We start from the raw sequence: 17,736 nt of genomic DNA, 5'->3' as shown, positions 1-17,736 counted from the left end.
GAGGGCCGGATCTCCCGGCTGTGTGCTGCCGGGCTCCGGGGCGGGTACTGCGGCAGGATGGACACCATGCCGAACCGACTGGCCCGTGAGACGTCCCCGTACCTGCTGCAGCACGCCGACAACCCGGTCGACTGGTGGCCGTGGTCCCAGGAGGCGTTCGAGGAGGCGCGGCGGCGGCAGGTGCCGGTGCTGCTGAGCGTCGGCTACTCGAGCTGCCACTGGTGCCATGTGATGGCGCACGAGTCCTTCGAGGACCGGGCCACCGCCGACGACATGAACGCGCACTTCGTCAGCGTCAAGGTGGACCGTGAGGAGCGCCCGGACGTCGACGCCGTCTACATGGAGGCGGTGCAGGCGGCGACCGGGCAGGGCGGCTGGCCCATGACCGTGTTCCTCACCCCGGACGCCGAGCCGTTCTACTTCGGTACGTACTTCCCGCCCGCCCCCCGGCACGGCATGCCCTCCTTCCGGCAGGTGCTCCAGGGCGTCCACCAGGCGTGGGACGAGCGGCGCGGCGAGGTCGACGAGGTGGCGGGGAAGATCGCCCGGGATCTGGCCGGCCGGGAGATGTCCTACGGCGACGACCAGGTGCCCGGCGAGCAGGAGCTCGCCCAGGCGCTGCTCGGGCTGACCAGGGAGTACGACCCGCAGCGCGGCGGGTTCGGCGGGGCGCCGAAGTTCCCGCCGTCCATGGTGCTGGAGTTCCTGCTGCGCCACCACGCCCGCACCGGTGCCGAGGGCGCGCTGCAGATGGCGGCGGACACCTGCGAGCGCATGGCGCGCGGCGGGATCTACGACCAGCTCGGCGGCGGGTTCGCCCGGTACTCCGTCGACCGCGACTGGATCGTGCCGCACTTCGAGAAGATGCTCTACGACAACGCCCTGCTGTGCCGGGTCTACGCCCATCTGTGGCGGGCCACCGGCTCCGAACTCGCCCGCCGGGTCGCGCTGGAGACCGCCGACTTCATGGTCCGCGAACTGCGTACCCCTGAGGGGGGTTTCGCGTCCGCGCTGGATGCCGACAGCGACGACGGGAGGGGGCGCCACGTCGAGGGTGCGTACTACGTCTGGACGCCCGCGCAGCTGCGGGAGGTCCTCGGGGACGACGACGCGGAACTCGCCGTGCGGTACTTCGGCGTGACCGTGGAGGGCACCTTCGAGGAGGGTGCCTCGGTGCTGCAACTCCCGCAACGGGAAGAGGTGTTCGACGCCGGGCGGATCGACGGCATCAGGGAGCGGCTGCTCGCGGCGCGCTCCGCCCGGCCCGCGCCCGGCCGGGACGACAAGGTGGTGGCCGCCTGGAACGGCCTCGCGATCGCCGCGCTCGCCGAGACCGGCGCCTACTTCGACCGGCCGGACCTCGTCGAGGCCGCCGTCGCCGCCGGTGACCTGCTGGTCCGGCTGCACCTGGACGACCAGGCCCGTATCGCCCGCACCAGCAAGGACGGCCGCGCCGGGGCCAACGCGGGGGTGCTGGAGGACTACGCCGACGTCGCGGAGGGCTTCCTGGCGCTGGCGTCGGTGACCGGCGAGGGCGTCTGGCTGGAGTTCGCCGGACTGCTCCTCGACCATGTCCTGGCCCGCTTCACCGACCCCGGCTCGGGTGCCCTGTACGACACGGCGTCCGACGCGGAGCGCCTCATCCGGCGTCCGCAGGACCCGACCGACAACGCCGCCCCGTCCGGCTGGACCGCCGCCGCGGGCGCCCTGCTCGGCTATGCCGCGCACACCGGTTCCGAGCCCCATCGCACCACCGCCGAACGGGCGCTGGGCGTGGTGAAGGCGCTCGGCCCGCGGGTCCCGCGGTTCATCGGGTGGGGGCTCGCGGTCGCCGAGGCCGTACAGGACGGGCCGCGGGAGGTCGCGGTGGTCGGTCCGGCGCTCGACGACCCGGCCACGACCGCCCTGCACCGCACGGCACTCCTGGGTTCCGCGCCCGGCGCGGTGGTCGCCGTCGGAACCCCGGAGAGCGACGAGTTCCCGCTGCTCGCCGACCGCCCACTGGTCCAGGGCGCACCGGCCGCCTACGTCTGCCGCAACTTCACCTGCGACACCCCGACGACCGACCCCGACCGGCTGCGGAGGGCGCTGGGCGGCTGAATCCGGACCCGGGGGCGCGCTGAGCGCCTCACAGGAGAGCGGGGCCGTATCGACATGCGGCTCCGCCGCGCGGGCGCGACAAGCCACGACGCACCCGCGGTTCCCCGCGGCGCCACCGCGTCGGCCTCGCTCGGCCCGCGTCGGCCTCGCTCGGCCCGCGTCGGCCTCGCTCGGCCCGCGTCGGCCTCGCTCGTCCCGCGTCAGCCCCGCTCGGCCCCCAACGCCACCGCCCGCTCCACGATCGCGACCAGTTGCTCATGGTGCGCCCCCTTCCAGTACGCGCGCCCGCACTCACCGCACTGCGCGAACACGTCGTACGTACGGTGCGTCCCGCCCTTCAACTGGTCGGCGACCTCGTCCTTGGTGGCCCGGCGCAACATCCCGTTGCAGGCGGTGCACCGGCTCCACGGCCGCAGCTCGGGCCGGAACCGGTCGAGCACGTAGGTGAGCTGCTCCTCGGGCCGGGTGCTGTAGACGAACGCCCCCGCCCACAGCTCCCGCCGCCGCAGCAGCCCCCGGTCCCGGCTGAGCATCACCCGCTGCTCCGCCGCCGACCGCGCGGCCAGCGCCGGATCGCCGATGTCGGTCGACTCGTACGCCGTGTCCACGCCCAGCAGCCGCAGCCGGCGCGCGAGCGTGCCGAGGTGCACGTCGAGCAGGAACCGCAACGGCGCGCCCGGTACCCGCTGCGGATGTGCGACGGCGCGTACGGTCACCGACTCGCCCGCGGTCGGCACGTGGCCGACCGGCACCTCGCGGCCGTCCACGAGCAGCGCGCCCACCTCGGTCAGCGGGACTCCGAGGGACTCGATGACGTGGCCGAGGCTGGAGACGCCGTCGGTGGCGGCCTTCGTGGCACCGGTGGGCCGTGCCCTGGGGACGAAGAGCAGCAGCTCGGGGGCGAACTCGACGTGGATCTCGGGACCGTTCACCCGCCCAAGCATGTCATGTCCGGTGTCCGCGGCTCCGGGATTTCGTGGTGGGCAGGCCGTGCTCGACCACGTCGAGGGCCCGGTCGACGAGGGTGGCGAGGTCGTCGGTGTGGCCGCGTTCGGCCCAGTACGTCGTGGCCTCCAGCAGGCCGCCGAGCAGGGACGTCGTGGCGACCCGCACCTCCAGGCCGTCCGGGTCGTGCCCGGTGCGCGCGGCGATCGCGTCGGCGAGGAGCCGTCCGGTGGCCGACAGGCTCTCCCGCGTCCGGGAGCGCACCGCCGGGACCTCGGCCAGCAGCCGGGCCCGCAGCAGTGTCACCTCGGGCTGTTCGGTCATCGCGCGGCGCACGGTCCCGCGCAGTACGTGCCGGACGGAGGCGGGCCAGGGCTCGCCGGCGGGCCGCTCGGCGAGTGCCGCGGCCATCGGCCGGTCGTACTCGTCCGTGAGGACGATGTCCTCCTTGGCCGGGAAGTAGCGGATGACGGTCGACGGCGACACCTCGGCGCGCTCGGCGATCCGCTCGATCGTCATGGCGTCGTAGCCCTGTTCCCCGATCAGTGCGAAGGCCGCGCGGCGGATCGCCTCACGGGTCTTGATCTTCTTCCGTTCGCGCAGCCCCGGTCGGGGCGGGTCGGTGGGGGTGAGGGGGGAGGGTGCGGCCTTCATGACGCCATTGTCGGCGATTGTCGGCCACCATGGCCGGTACCAGCCCTACGGCCGGTACCGGTCACTACGGCCCGTACCGGTCACTACGCGTGCTGGTACGCCACCAGGGAGATGCCGACGTAGTGGGCGATGAAGGCGGCCAGGGTGAGGGAGTGGAAGACCTCGTGGAAGCCGAACCAGCGCGGTGACGGGTTGGGCTTCTTGAGGCCGTAGATCACCCCGCCCGCGCTGTAGAGCAGACCGCCCACGATGACCAGGACGAGTACGGCGATGCCGCCCGAGCGCATGAAGTCGGGCAGGAAGAAGACGGCCGCCCAGCCCATCGCGATGTAGCAGGGCGTGTAGAGCCAGCGGGGGGCGCCGACCCAGAACACCCGGAAGACGATCCCGGCGGCGGCCGCCGCCCAGATGCCCCACAGCAGCCAGCGGCCCTTGGACTCCGGCAGCAGCAGGATGGTCAGCGGGGTGTAGGTGCCCGCGATGATCAGGAAGATGTTGGCGTGGTCGAGGCGGCGCAGCACTCCGTCCATGCGGGGGCTCCAGTCGCCCCGGTGGTATAGCGCGCTCACGCCGAACAGCAGGCAGGCGGTCAGCGCGTAGACCGCGCAGGCGAGGCGGGCCCGGCTCGAGCCGGCGAAGGCGGTCAGCACCAGCCCGGCGACCAGTGCGGCGGGGAACATGCCGAGGTGCAGCCAGCCGCGGAGTTTGGGTTTGACCGGATGCGGCAGGGAAGTCGCGACCGGGCCCTGGCCGTCAACCGCCGGGTCCTCGGGCGCGTCGGGGGCGAACGCAGTCATGTCCGGCATGGTACCTACGGAACCGTAAGTTATGCGTCCGGGTGTCGAATTGGCCACACGAAGTGGTCATCATCTCACGCCACCCCACCGGCATGTCACGCAAAGAAACCACCATGTCGACCCAACGTGCGCGTAAAGGTCCGCGAGAAACCGTGGCCATCGTCACGTTGCTCACCTGTGCGGCCCTCTGGACAGATGGGCGCTCTCGTCGGATGATCAAATGAGTGCGGTCGACACCGGATGAGCGCCCAAGCTCCCACCGTGAAGCATCCGGGTCGCAGCCCCCACGGGGCCTCCCAACAAAAAACCCCTCATTTAGGAGCAATCGTGGCGCGCGACATCGCGGCTCCCGGCGTCCCCACCACCCACCAGGGACTGATTTCCTGGGTCAACGAGATCGCAGACCTGACGCAGCCGGACCGGGTGGTCTGGTGCGACGGCTCGGAGGCTGAGTACGAACGCCTGTGCGAGGAGCTCGTCGCCAAGGGCACCTTCCGCAAACTCGACCCGATCAAGCGCCCCAACTCCTACTACGCGGCCTCCGACCCCACCGACGTCGCCCGCGTCGAGGACCGGACCTTCATCTGCTCCGAGAAGGAGGAGGACGCCGGCCCGACCAACCACTGGAAGGCCCCCGCCGAGATGCGGGAGATCTTCCGGGGCGACAAGGGCGTCTTCCGCGGCTCGATGAAGGGCCGCACCCTGTACGTCGTGCCCTTCTGCATGGGCCCGCTCGGCTCGCCGCTGTCCGCCATCGGCGTCGAGATCACCGACTCGGCGTACGTCGCCGTCTCCATGCGCACCATGACCCGGATGGGTCAGCCGGTCCTGGACGAGCTCGGCTCCGACGGCTTCTTCGTCAAGGCCGTGCACTCGGTCGGCGCCCCGCTGGAGCCCGGCCAGGAGGACGTCCCCTGGCCCTGCAACAGCACCAAGTACATCTCCCACTTCCCCGAGGACCGCGAGATCTGGTCCTACGGCTCCGGCTACGGCGGCAACGCCCTGCTCGGCAAGAAGTGCTACGCCCTGCGCATCGCCTCCGTCATGGCCCGCGACGAGGGCTGGCTGGCCGAGCACATGCTCATCCTCAAGCTCACCCCGCCCACCGGTGAGTCCAAGTACGTCGCCGCCGCCTTCCCGTCCGCCTGCGGCAAGACCAACCTCGCCATGCTGGAGCCCACGGTCTCCGGCTGGACGGTCGAGACGATCGGCGACGACATCGCCTGGATGCGCTTCGGCGAGGACGGCCGCCTCTACGCCATCAACCCCGAGGCCGGCTTCTTCGGCGTCGCCCCCGGCACGGGTGAGCACACCAACGCCAACGCGATGAAGACCCTGTGGGGCAACTCCGTCTTCACCAACGTGGCGCTCACCGACGACAACGACGTGTGGTGGGAGGGCATGACCGAGGAGACCCCCGCCCACCTCACCGACTGGAAGGGCAACGACTGGACCCCCGGGTCCGGCACGCCCGCCGCGCACCCCAACGCCCGCTTCACCACCCCCGCAGCGCAGTGCCCGATCATCGCGCCCGAGTGGGAGGACCCCAAGGGCGTGCCGATCTCCGCGATCCTCTTCGGCGGGCGCCGCGCCAGCGCCGTACCGCTGGTGACGGAGTCCTTCGACTGGAACCACGGCGTCTTCCTCGGCGCCAACGTGGCCAGTGAGAAGACCGCCGCCGCCGAGGGCAAGGTCGGCGAGCTGCGCCGCGACCCGTTCGCCATGCTGCCGTTCTGCGGCTACAACATGGGCGACTACATGGCGCACTGGATCGACGTGGCCAAGGACAGGGACCAGTCCGAACTGCCGAAGATCTACTACGTCAACTGGTTCCGCAAGAACGACGACGGCAAGTTCGTCTGGCCCGGCTTCGGCGAGAACTCCCGCGTCCTGAAGTGGATCGTGGAGCGCCTGGACGGCCGCGCGGAGGGCGTCGAGACCCCGATCGGCGTACTTCCGGCCAAGGCCGCCCTGGACACGGACGGCCTGGACCTCTCCGACGCCGACCTGGACTTCCTGCTCACCGTCGACAAGGACGTGTGGCGCGAGGAGGCCGCCCTGGTCCCCGACCACCTCAACACCTTCGGCGACCACACGCCCAAGGAACTGTGGGACCAGTACCACGCGCTGGTGAAGCGCCTGGGCTGACGCCCGCACAGACCCCGCGGCCGGTCGGTATGAGGATGCCCTGACCAGCGATCGTCACGCCACGACCGGCCGCGGAACACACCGGCGAGGCCCGCACAACGGCGTGCGGGACCATGGGCCCGTCGCCGTCCTCCCGCCCGCCCCGGCGGGAGGACGACGACGGGCCCCGCCATGCCGGGCTCACGGGGACCGGTCCTCCAGGTACCGGGTGTGCGACTCCTGCCGCCGCGCCTCCGTCTCCCGCAGGCCCCGCGCCAGCCGCTCCGCCTCCGCGTGCAGCAGCTCCAGCTGACGCACCAGGTGCTGCTCCGGAGGCACCTGCCCGGGTGTCAGCCGCGTCCACCAGCGGGTCCGCACGTAGACGTCGACGGCCTCCGGCACGTCCTGCCGCACGGCCCGGGACAGGGTGTGCACGGCGTCCGGGTCCTGGGCGAGGATCTCGGTCACCCACCCGGGGTCCAGCAGCGCGGCCAGCATGTCCGTCAGTCCGGTGAGCCGGTCCGTCGCGGTGGGCGGCAGGTCGACGTCCGCCAGGTACTCCCGCAGCCGCCCGAAGTCGGCCCGCACCTCGTCGAGCCGCGCGGACGGGTCCGGGAAGGCGGGCGGCGCGGGCCGCTCGGGCGGGGCGACCAGCGCGCCCACCCCGTACAGCCCGGCCACCACGACCGGCCAGTACGGTCCCGCCACGCCCGTGAACGTCAGCACCAGCCCCGTCAGCCCGCCCGCGCACCCGGCGATGTTCTTGCGGGACTCCACGTACCTACTGATAGCCACGGATCTCCTCGAACGCCCCGTCCAGCGACCCCTGCCCGTCGAACAGCCGGCCGCCGGTCAGCTCCGCGATGTGCTCCAGCTCGGCCCGGTCGGAGTCGCCGAACAGGATGGGGAAGACGGGGATGTCCTGCCGCTCGCGGGACAGCCCCCGGTAGAAGGCGTCGAAGTCACCGGCCCCGTCGCCCGCCGTGTTCTCGCCGTCCGTCATCAGCACGATCGACGTGAACGTGTCCTCACCGCCGCCCAGATGGTCGTACGCCTTCCGCAGGGACGTGTAGACCGCGGTGTCGCCCTCGGCCCGCAGCTCTTCCGTGTCCCGGCGGATCGCGGCGATCCCCCGCTGCGGATCACCGGGGCGTACGACATGGGTGCGCACGCTCTTCACGTCCGTGCCGAACGGCATCAGGGTGACCTCCTCCCGGTCGCGGAAGTCGTCGGTGAGGCCGGTGAGGGCCTGCTTCAGCCGGTCGATCCGCTCGCCCTCCATCGAGCCGGAGGTGTCGAGGACGTACACCGTCCGGGAGGGGCGGCGCAGCTGGTTCTCGTACGCGTCGAGCAGCCCGTCGGCGACGGAACGGCTGCCGGGGAAGGGCAGTTCGCGCCTGCGGCCGGTGTCCAGTCCGGCCGCGGGCGGAACCGAGGCGACGACCGGGCGGCGCAGCGTGCGGTCGGTGATCAGCCGCTGCACGGCGTCCGAGCGCAGCGCACGGGTCACCCGGCGCACGTCGTCGCGGGTGGCCGCGTCGGTGGAGGCGAGGGAGGAGAGCGGATAGTCGGCGGTGACCACCCCGTCCTTCGGACGGATCACCGTCAGGCCCTCGAAGCCCTTGAGGACGGACTCGTAGTTGAGGAGCGCGTCGACGTCACCGCGGCGGTCGTACGCGCCAGCCAGCCAGCCCGACGAACCCGAGGTGAGCTTCTGCCCCCCGAAGAACCCCTTCAGCCGCGGCGTCGCCTTCGTCACGTCGGCGTCGGTGAGCGCGGACTGCGCGCCGGAGAGCGCCGAGGCGACGGAGATCAGCGTGGAGAAACCGGAGTTGGAGCGGGTCGGGTCGGTCATGCCGTAGGTGAGCCCGCCGTCCCGGACGGCCCGCTCGATCGCGGACCAGGTGACGTCCTCGGGGTTCCAGCCCAGCTCCTCGACGACGGCGGACCGCACGCCGACGGCGACCGGGCTGGACATCACGGGCGTCTCCGAGACGATCTTCCCGGCCGCCTCCGGGCGCAGCCGCAGATAGTCGTTGGAGGACAGCCACACGGCGTCGTACCGGCCGTCCGTCTTCCCCGTGGCCAGCATGTCCACGGCGTCGAGCGTGCCCATGTAGGTCGGCCGGACGGTGACGCCGGTGTCCTTCTCGACCCGTTCGAGGAGCGGCGTCATGTCGCTGAGCTCGCTGGAGGCCAGCACCCGCAGCGTGCCCGGCGCGGCGGCCTGCGGGTCCTCGTCGTCCCGCGAGGCCGACCCGGCGGTGCACGCGCCCAGCAGGACCGCGCCGGCGGCGAGCAGCGCGGCCAGGGACCGTCGTCTCATCCGAGGCCTCCCTCCAGCGCGCCCTGCGACCGGCTGCGCTCCAAGTAGGTACTGGCATGCTGGAGTTCGGAGGTCAGGTTCTCCACCGTCGCCGCCATCGCCTCGGTCGCCCGCACCTTGTAGGTGTCGATGGCGTCGAGCGTGCGGTAGATCTGCTGGAACGCGGTGCGCAGGGTCTCGGCCCCGACCGCCGGGTCGGAGGCGATGCGCTGGATCTCCCCGCTCTGCGTCGCCAGCATCTCCGCGTTGCCCCGGACCAGCTCCTCGGTGGTCCCGCGCAGCGCGTCGACCTGCTCGACGACCTTCTTCTGGTGGTCGAGCGCGGACGCCAGCATCACGGAGATCCGCAGCGCCGACACGGTCGTCGTGGCCGCCCGGTCCACCCCCTTGATCAGCTCGTCGTTGTTGCGCCGTACGACGTCCATGGCGAGGTAGCCCTGCGCGCACACGGCGAGCTGGGTGAGCAGGTCCTGGTGCTTCTGCCGGACGGGGAAGAGGACGTCGGCGCGGAGCGAGTCGGCCTGCGCGGGATCGGTGGTTTCGACGCCTGCGATGTGCCGCTCCACGGCCGTGTCCAGGGCCTCCGTCAGGACGACGTACTCCTGGAGCTTGCCCATGGTCTCCCACAGGCGGACCCGCTCCGTCTGCAACGCGGCGTTGTCGCGGCGCAGTTCGTCCTGCCCGCCGCGCAGCGCGCCCACGATGCCGTTCAGGGTGCCCTGCGCGGAGGCGTACTTGGCGACGTGGTCGCGCAGCCTGTTGCCGCCGGGCAGCCGGGAGAGGAACGTGCGGCCCTTGTTCCCGGGCAGGTCGCGCGGGTCCAGGTCCCCGACCACGCGCCGCAGCTCCACGAGCGACCCGGCCACCTTGGACTGGGCGTCGCCGCCCTTGTCGGGCAGGCTCCGGACCGTGCGTTCCAGCATGCGGTTGGACTGCGCGGTGGCGGTACGCATCTCGCCGGCGCCCAGTGCGGTGATCTCACCGACCTTGCCCGCGAACTCGGGCGAGCGGGCGTCCAGGGAGGCCAGCCCCTCGACGTACGCGGCGGCCCTGGCCGCCATGTCGGCGCGTACGCCGTCGTCGACGGGCACGAGCCCGCCGGCCCTCTCCCGGGGCACGGGCGTGACGGCCTGGGGCGGTGTGAGGACGAAGTCCCCGTCAGTGCTGTTCATCTGCTGCTGTTCCCCCTTGTCCGCGCGCCCGTCGCGCCAGTTCGTGCAGCACCGCGGAGGTGGGCACGGGCGCCTGGCGGACGCCGGTCAGTCGCTGCTTGAGGTAGGCGGTGCGGCCCACGGCGGCCGCCGCGAACTCGGCGACGTCGCCCTGCGGGCGGAAACCGTGCCGGACGGCCAGCTTGCGCAACGCCGGGTCGCTGCCGAGGAGTTCGGCGATCTTCCGGCCGTTCCCGGTGAGCGGGACGACGGTGTGGTCGCTGTTGACCGTGGTGTCCGGGTAGAGGACGACGAGGTCGTCCGCGTGCTGCTGTTCGTTGAGGAGCGCGGACACCTGGGACTCGTAGACGAGGACGAGCGGGTTGCCGGCCCCGCTGACGAAGTCCCGGAACGCCGCGTCCGTGCTCGACTGCTGGGCGCCCTGGACGCCGATCAGCTTGCGCAGCAGGGGGGCGGTGCGCCCGATCTCGGCGTCGCTCGCGACCACCTTGCCGCCGTTGGCGACGTAGGAGGCGGCGGCCAGGTACAACGCGCCGGAGTTGGAGGTCTCCGGGTCGGTGCTGGAGACGTAGAGGGTGCCGGTCAGCTCCCCGTACTCCTCGGCCCCCTTCAGTTGCTGCCAGGTGCGGTCGCGTTCGGCCGCGTCGAGGTAGGCGGCCGTCCTCAGCGTGCCCGGGTTCTTCCCGTCGAGCACGGCCAGCCCGTTGGCGGCCAGTACTTCGGCGGCACCGCGGCGGGACACGACGACGAGGGGCGAGTAGAACGGGCGCGGCAGGATGCCCCGCACCCCGTGCTTCTCGGCCAGTCCGGCGGCGGGCGCCCGGCTGGACGGGAACGCCAGGTCGTACCCCTTGAGGTCCAGCCCCTCCATGGCCCAGGACCCGGAGGTCTCGGCCTCGACGGTGTAGCCCTTGGCGGCGAGGGCCTCCACCACGTCCGGATCGGCGAAGAACTCCGCCTTCTCCGATCCGATCACCATGCGCACGGTCTTCGTTGCCGTGCCCGTCTCCCCGCTGTCCCGGCCCGCGACGACGGCGGCCACCACGCCGGCCGTCAGCAGTACCGCGAGGACGATTCCCGTAATCCTTCTCACGGCCGGAGCATCCCGCCGGAATCCAACGTTCCCCGGCGGTCCCGGTGAACGGCCGGTGTCCGGGTGATACCGGTACGCAACGGGAACCGGCCAGTCCGGCCGGCGGGCGAGGGACGTCACTCGTCCCGCGCCCGCCGGCCGGTGGTCCCGTGGCCGGGATCGGCAGGCGCTCTTCCCCGGTCGGCGCACTTCTTGGAGGCGGCCTCGGTGCCGTCCCCGGCGATCCCGTCGACCGGGCCGTCGTAGCCGTAGGCCGGCCGGCTCGGCTTGCGCCGCAACGCCTTGATCGTGTCGGTCCCGGGAACGCCGTCGACCGAGTCGTCGTGGTCCCGGCTCGCCTCGAGGTGCCGCTGGAACGCCTTCCGGCTGCCGGTGCCGGGCCGGCCGTCGACGGGCCGTCACGTGACGGCCGTGTCGCCGAGGTTCTCCAGCAGCTGCCGGAGGCCCTCGGCGGTCCTCCCGACCAGGTCGCGGTCCACGCCGTCGAGCAGGTGTGCGTAGTCCGCCAGATGGTCGGCGAAGGCGGCCCGGGTGACCTCGTGTCCGTGCTCGGTGAGGCGGATCCCGACGGTGCGCCGGTCGCCGCCTTCGCGTACCCGCTCGACGAGGCCCTTGGCCTCCATCCTGTCGATGCGGTTGGTGATCGCTCCGGAGGTCACCATGGACGCTTTGAGGAGGGCCCCGGCGGTGAGGGCGTAGGGAGGCCCGGAGCGCTGCAGTGTGGTGAGCACGTCGAACTCGCCGTGTTCCACTCCGTGCGCGGCGGCCGTGGCCCTGGCGGACCTGTCGATCACCCGGGCCAGCCGCTGGATCCGTGCGAAGAGCTCCACCGGCCAGAGGTCCTCCACCACATCGGGACGCTCCTTCGCCCACTGGCCGATGATCGCGTCCACGGCGTCGCTCATCTCCGTCGCTCCTCTCCGTCGAAATCTTCTCAACGTTAAGAGACTTGACGTTGAGACGTCTGTGCTGCTTTTATCTTAACGTTGAGATTATCAAGGTTGAAGGAGGAGCCCGCCATGTCCGCGACCGACACTCCGCCCGCCGTGGTGCTGACCCGTCGTGCAGACGCCGAGACCTGTTCCGACCCGAGCAGCGTGATGACCCTCCTGGCCGATTCGGACGGCGGCGCGGGTGGCTTCACGAGCTACCGGTCCACCTTCGCGAAGGGCGCGGCAGGAGCGCCGGCCCACTTCCACACCCGGGCGTCGGAGCTGTTCTTCGTGATCGGCGGATCCCTGCGGGTGCTGGTGGGTGAGGAGGTCACCGTCCTGGAGGAAGGCGACTTCCTCGCGGTCCCGCCCCACACCCCGCACGCCTTCGCGGCCGCCCCGGACCGTGAGGCGGACGTCCTGTTCGTCTTCACCCCCGGCATGGGCAGGTTCGACTACCTGCGCCTGCTCGGCCGGGTGATGCGCGGCGAGGCCGACCCGAAGGAGATCGCCGAGTCGTCGGAGCGCTTCGACAACCACTATGTCGACAGCCCCGTATGGCGTGCCGCCCTGGAGGGCTCCGCGTGATCGGCCCCACGACCCGGATCCGGATGGCCCGGCCCTCGAGGGACCTGGCCGCCGCCGAACGCTTCTACGCGGAGGGCCTCGGGCTCGAAGTGCTGTGGCGGACCACCGGACGGGTCCCCGGCGAGCACGACCTGCTCATGGTCGGGCCGCCGGGCGCCGCCTGGCACTTCGAACTCACCCGTGACCCCGAACGGCCGGTCGAGCCCACTCCGACGGTGGACGACCTGTTCGTGGTCTACCTCGGCGCCCCGGTCGACGCATCGCTGGTCGAACGCCTGGAGGCGCACGGGGGCGCCAGGACTCCCGCGCACAACCGTTCCTGATCAGTGAGCAGGAGTGAGTCTTGGACCCAAACTTGCACAACTGGCGCATCCCGAACGGTTGTGGATGCGCTGGTCGCCCGCGTTCGCTCCGCGTCCGGCGACACGGATCGTGTCCGTCGTGGTCCGGGAACGCGGGGGCGGGGTCCCTCACGCCCCGGGGCGCCTGGTACGGCCTGGACGGTCCGATGCCCCACACGATCACTCCGGTCGTGTGGGGGCGGTGCCGTCCGACGCCGGACCGGATGCCCCAGGGCGCGTCGTCCGATCGCCACGGCGGCTGCGTCGTGGCGGGTGGTCTTGCGGCGGGTGGTGAAGAGCGGCTTCTGCCAGTGTTCGGCACCCCAGCGGGAGGTGTAGGCAGGGTCGACGACGACGACACTGATGCCGAGTCCGGCGGCCATGGACACGAGCCTTGCCCGCAGCCTGGCGACGGGCATGCCGGAGATCAGCCTGCGGAAGCGTTTTCGGCGGCCGTGCTTCTCCCTTGTCGTCTCCGCGCCGAAATCGAGGTCCTCGACCGCCAGACACACGCCTTCACGCCACGCCCAGTGCAGCAGACGGATCAGGGCATGCCGCACCTGGGCGTCGCGGTGGGTGGCGGGCCCGTCGAGATCGTAGGAGAAGCGGCGGGGCTCGCCGGTCGGGTTGCCGTGAGCATCCAGGCGCCAGGCGGCGAAGTGGTCGGCGTTGGTGTCCACACCGATGAGCCCTATCGCCCTGGCCGCCTCCAGGGGAACGGTCCGGGCCGGGGAAATGGTCCACGAGGCGGTCAGGTACCAGCGGCCGCGGTCGGTGTCTTCGTGGATGCGGTAGGCGACAGCCAGGTTCGCCGATACCCGGTCGGCCCACTGCTCGCCCCGGTGCGGGAAGGCGATCCGGCCGGCGAGTACGTAGCGGCCATGCGGGGCGTTGGCCAGGTACGTCAGTGGGGCAGGGAGTTTGAGGGACACCTCACCGTCGCCCGTGACGCGGATGGTCTCGTTGCCGAACCGCTTCCCCGATTCGCCGTCCGCTTGCAGAAACCGGCGTCCGGCCCGCCACCGGGTGCGCCACCGCGTCTCGGTGAGTTGCGCGGCCGCAAGGTGGTGGCGGGTGTTCAGCAGGCGTTTCCCGCCGCGCACCACCCGCACCCGCCCGGCCTTCCAGTCCGCGCGGGCCGCCTGAAGCCGGTCGGTGAGCACAAGCAGACGGCGGGACTTGGCATGCCACTCCCATCTGCTGCGATACCCACCCGGAGCATGCTTGCTGCCCTTCTGCCCGACCGGGAGGGACAGCCGGTGCGCGATCATGCGCACCCCCGCCTCCAAACCTCGGACATGGGCAAGCTGCGCGCGTCGGGCGAGCGCCCACTGATCATGGGTCGCCTTCGTGACCGCACCTGCCCAACGCGACGACGACTCAGGCGTCAGGGCACGCTTGCGCACGGCCCACTGCTCACTGCCGTGCCGGAGTCCTGCCGCGCAACGCGCCTTCAGGTCCCGGGAGGCGAGCGCGCCCAGGTGGTCACCCACCCGCCGCAGCACCTCCTCGTCCACGGCCGTCAGGCCCTTGAGCCTGCCACGGACCGCCACACCCGAGGGCCCCGCGGCAACGAACGGCGCCGCCACCTCCCGCAACCCGCCCATCCCCGCACCCCCGCCCCGTACCGGTCTCAACAGCCGCCACCCCACCCAACGACCATCACCGGCAAAGGTCACCCATACGACAGCAGCACACCCGTTCCCTCCCACGATCCCGCCACGCCATGCCCCGGACACTCGCTCATACGCGCCAGAACACACCTATGCATGGTCAAATGCCAGCAGTTCCCGCCCCCAGGTGCCGGGGCGGGCGCCGCGTGTCCAGGCGTCAGCGCAGTTCCGCGGGGAGCTCGATCTTCCCCGCGTACGGGCCCTGGTTCTTCTCCGAGACCCGCTGCTCGAAGGAGACTTCCTGGCCGTCGTACGGAATGAGGAAGCCGAAGTCGAGACGGTGACTCTTGATCCGGTACGTCTTGGCGTCCAGGACCAGCACCTCCTCCAGGCCGGACAGCGTCAACTGACCGTCCCGCACGGGTATGCCGGCCTTGCCCAGCTGCTCGGCCGTCGGTTCGAACTCGCGCCTGGCCTTCTCCGCCCACGCCCGGTCCCGCACGGCGCTCAGCTTCTGCCTGCCGCTGGTGACACGGAGTTCGACCGTGCCGGCCCGGGTCACCCGCACATCGCCCTCGGCGGCCCGAGCGTAGCCCCGGAAGTCCTCGACGGCCGAGACCGGGTCCTCGACCTTGTTCTCCATCTCCGGTCCGGTGGGGTCCACGGCCTTCCAGTCGCCCGCGTCCTCCTTCAAGTAGCCCGCGCCCTCGACGACGTAGAGCTCCTCGGTCCCCTTCGCGCCCTTGCTGCTGGTGCTGACGCCCTGCGAGTGCAGCGCCGCCCGTCCGCCCGCGCGCCGGACGGTGCCCTCGTAGGTGGCGGCGCTTTTCTGCCCCTGGAGGGTCAGCCCCTCCTCACCCTCCACGGAGAAGCTCCAGGCGGACTCGTCGGCCATGGCCTTCTCGGCGAGATCGAGGAAGTCCTCGGCGGACTCGGGACGCGGGGCCTCCTGGGACGGCTGCGGCGCCGCAGCCTCCTGAGAGTCCCCCGTCCTGCCGGGCTCCTCCGTCTCCGTGCCGCACGCGGTCAGCGCGAGAGCGAGCGGGAGGACGAGCACGGCGGCGCGCGGAGGGCCAGTTCGCATGGGGTTTCCTTACGTCGCGACAGGGCGCGGACTGTACAACAACGCAGGGTCCGCGATCACGCCGACGGACAATCCCGGTATTCGGGACGGGTCGGACTCGGTGCGGCCGCCGAGGAAGGTCTCCGCGGAACCGGCCTGGCGGGATTCCCCCACCGCTGACCACCCGGGCGCTTCGGATGTGAACTGCGGGTGAAGGAAGCAGGGTTGTTTGTCAAGCTTCCGTGTTCGTTCCCCCCGTCCGGCGCAACCCCCGCCACACCTTGATCGTCATGCATGCGGCCCCCCACGCCTCACCTCTGTCCTTGAGACTGGAGCAACCTTGCGCACACGCACCCTGGCCGCCGCCCTGGCCGTCGCCACGGCAGCCGCGGGCCTGTCCCTGACCCTCGCCCCCACAGCGAGCGCGGCCACCTCCGCGGCCGACGACTTCAACGGCGACGGCGTCGCCGACCTCGTCGTGGCCACCCCGAACGCTCCCGCCGACGGCCACATCGACGCCGGCTCGGTCACCGTCCTGTACGGGTCCGCCGACGGCGTCTCGCCCGCCCGCTCGACCACCCTCACCCAGAACTCCGCGGGCGTCCCCGGCGACGCCGGCTCGTACCACCTGTTCGGTGCCACGCACGCCAGTGGCGACCTGGACGCCGACGGTTACACCGACCTCGTCGTCGGCGCACCGGGCGAAGCGGTGCGGTACAGCAGCTCCTACGGCACGCTCACCGTGCTGTGGGGCGGCCCGGACGGTCTGAGCGGCGACGGCATGACGATGGTCAGCCCGTACGCCACCAGCGAGTGGTCCGCCGAGAAGGACTACGGCAAGAAGGTCGTCGTCGCCGACCTGGACGGTGACGGCGTCCCGCAGATCGCCACCCTCAGCCGCACCAACCTGTGGGCGTACGACGACCTGGCGGGCCGCACGGCGCCCACCGACGTGGCGCGCTTCCACAACTACGGCTCCTACATACAGCCCCGCACCCTCACCGCCGGTGACTTCACCGGCGCCGGACGCGCCCAGCTCGTCGTCACCGGCCCGGAGAACTGCGGTGGGACGGCGGACGGCTGCCAGTACACCGGCGTCCACACGTGGAGCGACAGCGGGCTGGAGGCGGTCTCCGTGCCGTCCCCGGGTGCCGACGCGTCCGGTACGGGCGAGGCGCCCACCGTCTCCGTCGCCGCCGGGGACATCGACGGCGACGGCCACGCCGACCTCGTCACCGGCCACGTTCCCGCGTCGGCGACGACCACGGGCGAGTACTCGGACGCCGCGGGCTCCGTCCACGTCCGCTACGGCAGCGCGGACGGCCTCGGCGCCCACCGCACCGCCACGCTCGACGCCCCGGGCGGGAGCCGGTCCGGCGACAACTTCGGCGCCTCCGTCGCGGTCGGCGACGTCACGGGCGACGGCTACGCGGACGTGGCGGTCGGGGCGCCGGGTGCGACGGTCCGAGGCGTGTCGGGGACCGGCGCGACGGTGCTGCTCCGGGGCACGGCCGCCGGCCTGACCGACACCGGCGCCCAGGTGTTCCACCAGGACACCGACGGCGTGCCCGACACGGCGGAGGCGGACGACTGGTTCGGCTCCGCCGTGGACATCACCGACCTCGACGGCGACGGCGCGGCGGACCTCACGGTCGCGGCGAAGGGCGAGGACGTCCTCACCGGGTCGGTGCGCGACGGCGCCGACTGGGTGCTGTACGGCTCGGCGACCGGCCTGACGACGACCGGCGCGACCTCGTTCGGAGCGCAGGACTTCGGCCTCACCCACCCGAACGCCGAGTTCGGCTCGGTGCTGGGCGGCTGATTCCCCGTAACGCCGCATGAGGGGGGGGGGGGGGGGGGGGGGGGGGGGGGGGGGCGGCCCCCGCCCCCCCCCCCCCCCCCCCCCGGCCCCCCCCCCCCGCCCCCGCGGGGGGGGGGGGGGGGGCGGCCCCCCGCGCCGGCCCCGCCGCGCCCCCCCCCCCCCG

The 17,736-nt window shown here is 72.1% G+C and carries 15 protein-coding genes and 2 pseudogenes; 6 read left to right on the top strand and 11 right to left on the bottom strand.

Going from position 1 to position 17,736, the window contains the following annotated elements:
* Positions 1-66: 66 nt before the first annotated feature.
* Positions 67-2,100 carry a thioredoxin domain-containing protein gene (locus ACIA6T_RS26120; protein WP_399448903.1) on the top strand — a complete coding sequence of 678 codons (2,034 nt, stop codon included), beginning with the start codon at positions 67-69 and terminating at the stop codon, positions 2,098-2,100.
* Positions 2,101-2,300: 200 nt separating this feature from the next.
* On the opposite strand, the gene ACIA6T_RS26115 is transcribed toward ACIA6T_RS26120, so the two are convergent.
* From ACIA6T_RS26115 to ACIA6T_RS26105, 3 genes are all read right to left on the bottom strand, one after another.
* On the bottom strand, positions 2,301-3,032 hold the full coding sequence (locus tag ACIA6T_RS26115; RefSeq protein ID WP_399448902.1) for a Mut7-C RNAse domain-containing protein: 732 nt from the start codon (positions 3,030-3,032) through the stop codon (positions 2,301-2,303).
* A gap of 13 nt (positions 3,033-3,045) precedes the next feature.
* Positions 3,046-3,699 (bottom strand): TetR/AcrR family transcriptional regulator, encoded by a 654-nt coding sequence (locus ACIA6T_RS26110; protein WP_399448901.1) that lies wholly within the window; start codon positions 3,697-3,699, stop codon positions 3,046-3,048.
* An 83-nt stretch (positions 3,700-3,782) separates the two neighbouring features.
* On the bottom strand, positions 3,783-4,496 hold the full coding sequence (locus tag ACIA6T_RS26105; RefSeq protein WP_399448900.1) for a hemolysin III family protein: 714 nt from the start codon (positions 4,494-4,496) through the stop codon (positions 3,783-3,785).
* A 327-nt stretch (positions 4,497-4,823) separates the two neighbouring features.
* On the opposite strand from ACIA6T_RS26105, the gene ACIA6T_RS26100 reads away from it, so the two are divergent.
* A complete protein-coding gene (locus tag ACIA6T_RS26100) occupies positions 4,824-6,644 on the top strand; it encodes a phosphoenolpyruvate carboxykinase (GTP) (protein ID WP_399448899.1) in 1,821 nt (606 codons plus the stop codon).
* Positions 6,645-6,824: 180 nt separating this feature from the next.
* Here ACIA6T_RS26100 and ACIA6T_RS26095 read toward each other — a convergent pair whose 3' ends face one another.
* The 6 genes from ACIA6T_RS26095 to ACIA6T_RS26070 form a co-directional block, all read right to left on the bottom strand.
* Positions 6,825-7,418 carry a hypothetical protein gene (locus ACIA6T_RS26095; RefSeq protein WP_399448898.1) on the bottom strand — a complete coding sequence of 198 codons (594 nt, stop codon included), beginning with the start codon at positions 7,416-7,418 and terminating at the stop codon, positions 6,825-6,827.
* On the bottom strand, positions 7,405-8,949 hold the full coding sequence (locus tag ACIA6T_RS26090; protein WP_399448897.1) for a substrate-binding domain-containing protein: 1,545 nt from the start codon (positions 8,947-8,949) through the stop codon (positions 7,405-7,407). The genes ACIA6T_RS26095 and ACIA6T_RS26090 overlap by 14 nt, the downstream gene beginning before the upstream one ends.
* Positions 8,946-10,121 carry a toxic anion resistance protein gene (locus ACIA6T_RS26085; RefSeq protein ID WP_399448896.1) on the bottom strand — a complete coding sequence of 392 codons (1,176 nt, stop codon included), beginning with the start codon at positions 10,119-10,121 and terminating at the stop codon, positions 8,946-8,948. Before ACIA6T_RS26085 ends, ACIA6T_RS26090 begins: the two co-directional genes overlap by 4 nt.
* Positions 10,108-11,214, bottom strand: coding sequence for a hypothetical protein (locus ACIA6T_RS26080; protein WP_399448895.1), 1,107 nt, complete (start codon positions 11,212-11,214; stop codon positions 10,108-10,110). Before ACIA6T_RS26080 ends, ACIA6T_RS26085 begins: the two co-directional genes overlap by 14 nt.
* A 116-nt stretch (positions 11,215-11,330) precedes the next feature.
* Positions 11,331-11,492, bottom strand: a complete 162-nt coding sequence (locus ACIA6T_RS26075) for a hypothetical protein (protein WP_399448894.1) — start codon at positions 11,490-11,492, stop codon at positions 11,331-11,333.
* A gap of 120 nt (positions 11,493-11,612) precedes the next feature.
* Complete coding sequence (locus ACIA6T_RS26070) at positions 11,613-12,119, bottom strand: MarR family winged helix-turn-helix transcriptional regulator (RefSeq protein ID WP_399448893.1); 507 nt, start codon at positions 12,117-12,119, stop codon at positions 11,613-11,615.
* Positions 12,120-12,233: 114 nt separating this feature from the next.
* On the opposite strand from ACIA6T_RS26070, the gene ACIA6T_RS26065 reads away from it, so the two are divergent.
* Both ACIA6T_RS26065 and ACIA6T_RS26060 read left to right on the top strand, forming a co-directional pair.
* Entirely contained in the window at positions 12,234-12,734 is a 501-nt protein-coding gene (locus ACIA6T_RS26065; RefSeq protein ID WP_399448892.1) for a cupin domain-containing protein, read from the top strand.
* A pseudogene (locus ACIA6T_RS26060) lies at positions 12,704-13,048 on the top strand (VOC family protein); the annotation flags it as partial. The gene ACIA6T_RS26065 and the pseudogene ACIA6T_RS26060, both read left to right, overlap by 31 nt.
* On the opposite strand, the gene ACIA6T_RS26055 reads toward ACIA6T_RS26060, so the two are convergent.
* Both ACIA6T_RS26055 and ACIA6T_RS26050 read right to left on the bottom strand, forming a co-directional pair.
* Positions 12,970-14,682 carry an IS200/IS605 family accessory protein TnpB-related protein gene (locus tag ACIA6T_RS26055; protein ID WP_399448891.1) on the bottom strand — a complete coding sequence of 571 codons (1,713 nt, stop codon included), beginning with the start codon at positions 14,680-14,682 and terminating at the stop codon, positions 12,970-12,972. The pseudogene ACIA6T_RS26060 and the gene ACIA6T_RS26055 overlap by 79 nt on opposite strands.
* A 223-nt stretch (positions 14,683-14,905) precedes the next feature.
* Positions 14,906-15,772, bottom strand: a complete 867-nt coding sequence (locus ACIA6T_RS26050) for a hypothetical protein (protein WP_399448890.1) — start codon at positions 15,770-15,772, stop codon at positions 14,906-14,908.
* A gap of 208 nt (positions 15,773-15,980) precedes the next feature.
* On the opposite strand from ACIA6T_RS26050, the pseudogene ACIA6T_RS26045 reads away from it, so the two are divergent.
* Both ACIA6T_RS26045 and ACIA6T_RS26040 read left to right on the top strand, forming a co-directional pair.
* A pseudogene (locus ACIA6T_RS26045) lies at positions 15,981-16,625 on the top strand (FG-GAP repeat protein); the annotation flags it as partial.
* Positions 16,626-16,886: 261 nt separating this feature from the next.
* The gene (locus ACIA6T_RS26040; RefSeq protein WP_399448941.1) at positions 16,887-17,573 is read left to right on the top strand and encodes an integrin alpha; all 687 of its coding nucleotides are present in this window, start codon (positions 16,887-16,889) and stop codon (positions 17,571-17,573) included.
* The last annotated feature ends 163 nt before the right edge of the window (positions 17,574-17,736 follow it).

Source organism: Streptomyces sp. NPDC051740 (genome assembly GCF_044453165.1).
GTDB lineage: Bacteria > Actinomycetota > Actinomycetes > Streptomycetales > Streptomycetaceae > Streptomyces > Streptomyces atrovirens.
This window is presented reverse-complemented; position numbering and strand designations above follow the sequence as displayed.

What these genes read in the sequence shown, in the direction of transcription:
- ACIA6T_RS26120 (WP_399448903.1), top strand. Translation starts at nt 67, where the DNA reads ATGCCGAACCGACTGGCCCGTGAGACGTCCCCGTACCTGCTGCAGCAC.
- ACIA6T_RS26110 (WP_399448901.1), bottom strand. Translation starts at nt 3,699, where the DNA reads ATGAAGGCCGCACCCTCCCCCCTCACCCCCACCGACCCGCCCCGACCG.
- ACIA6T_RS26105 (WP_399448900.1), bottom strand. Translation starts at nt 4,496, where the DNA reads ATGACTGCGTTCGCCCCCGACGCGCCCGAGGACCCGGCGGTTGACGGC.
- ACIA6T_RS26090 (WP_399448897.1), bottom strand. Translation starts at nt 8,949, where the DNA reads ATGAGACGACGGTCCCTGGCCGCGCTGCTCGCCGCCGGCGCGGTCCTG.
- ACIA6T_RS26085 (WP_399448896.1), bottom strand. Translation starts at nt 10,121, where the DNA reads ATGAACAGCACTGACGGGGACTTCGTCCTCACACCGCCCCAGGCCGTC.
- ACIA6T_RS26070 (WP_399448893.1), bottom strand. Translation starts at nt 12,119, where the DNA reads ATGAGCGACGCCGTGGACGCGATCATCGGCCAGTGGGCGAAGGAGCGT.
- ACIA6T_RS26065 (WP_399448892.1), top strand. Translation starts at nt 12,234, where the DNA reads ATGTCCGCGACCGACACTCCGCCCGCCGTGGTGCTGACCCGTCGTGCA.
- ACIA6T_RS26055 (WP_399448891.1), bottom strand. Translation starts at nt 14,682, where the DNA reads ATGGGCGGGTTGCGGGAGGTGGCGGCGCCGTTCGTTGCCGCGGGGCCC.
- ACIA6T_RS26050 (WP_399448890.1), bottom strand. Translation starts at nt 15,772, where the DNA reads ATGCGAACTGGCCCTCCGCGCGCCGCCGTGCTCGTCCTCCCGCTCGCT.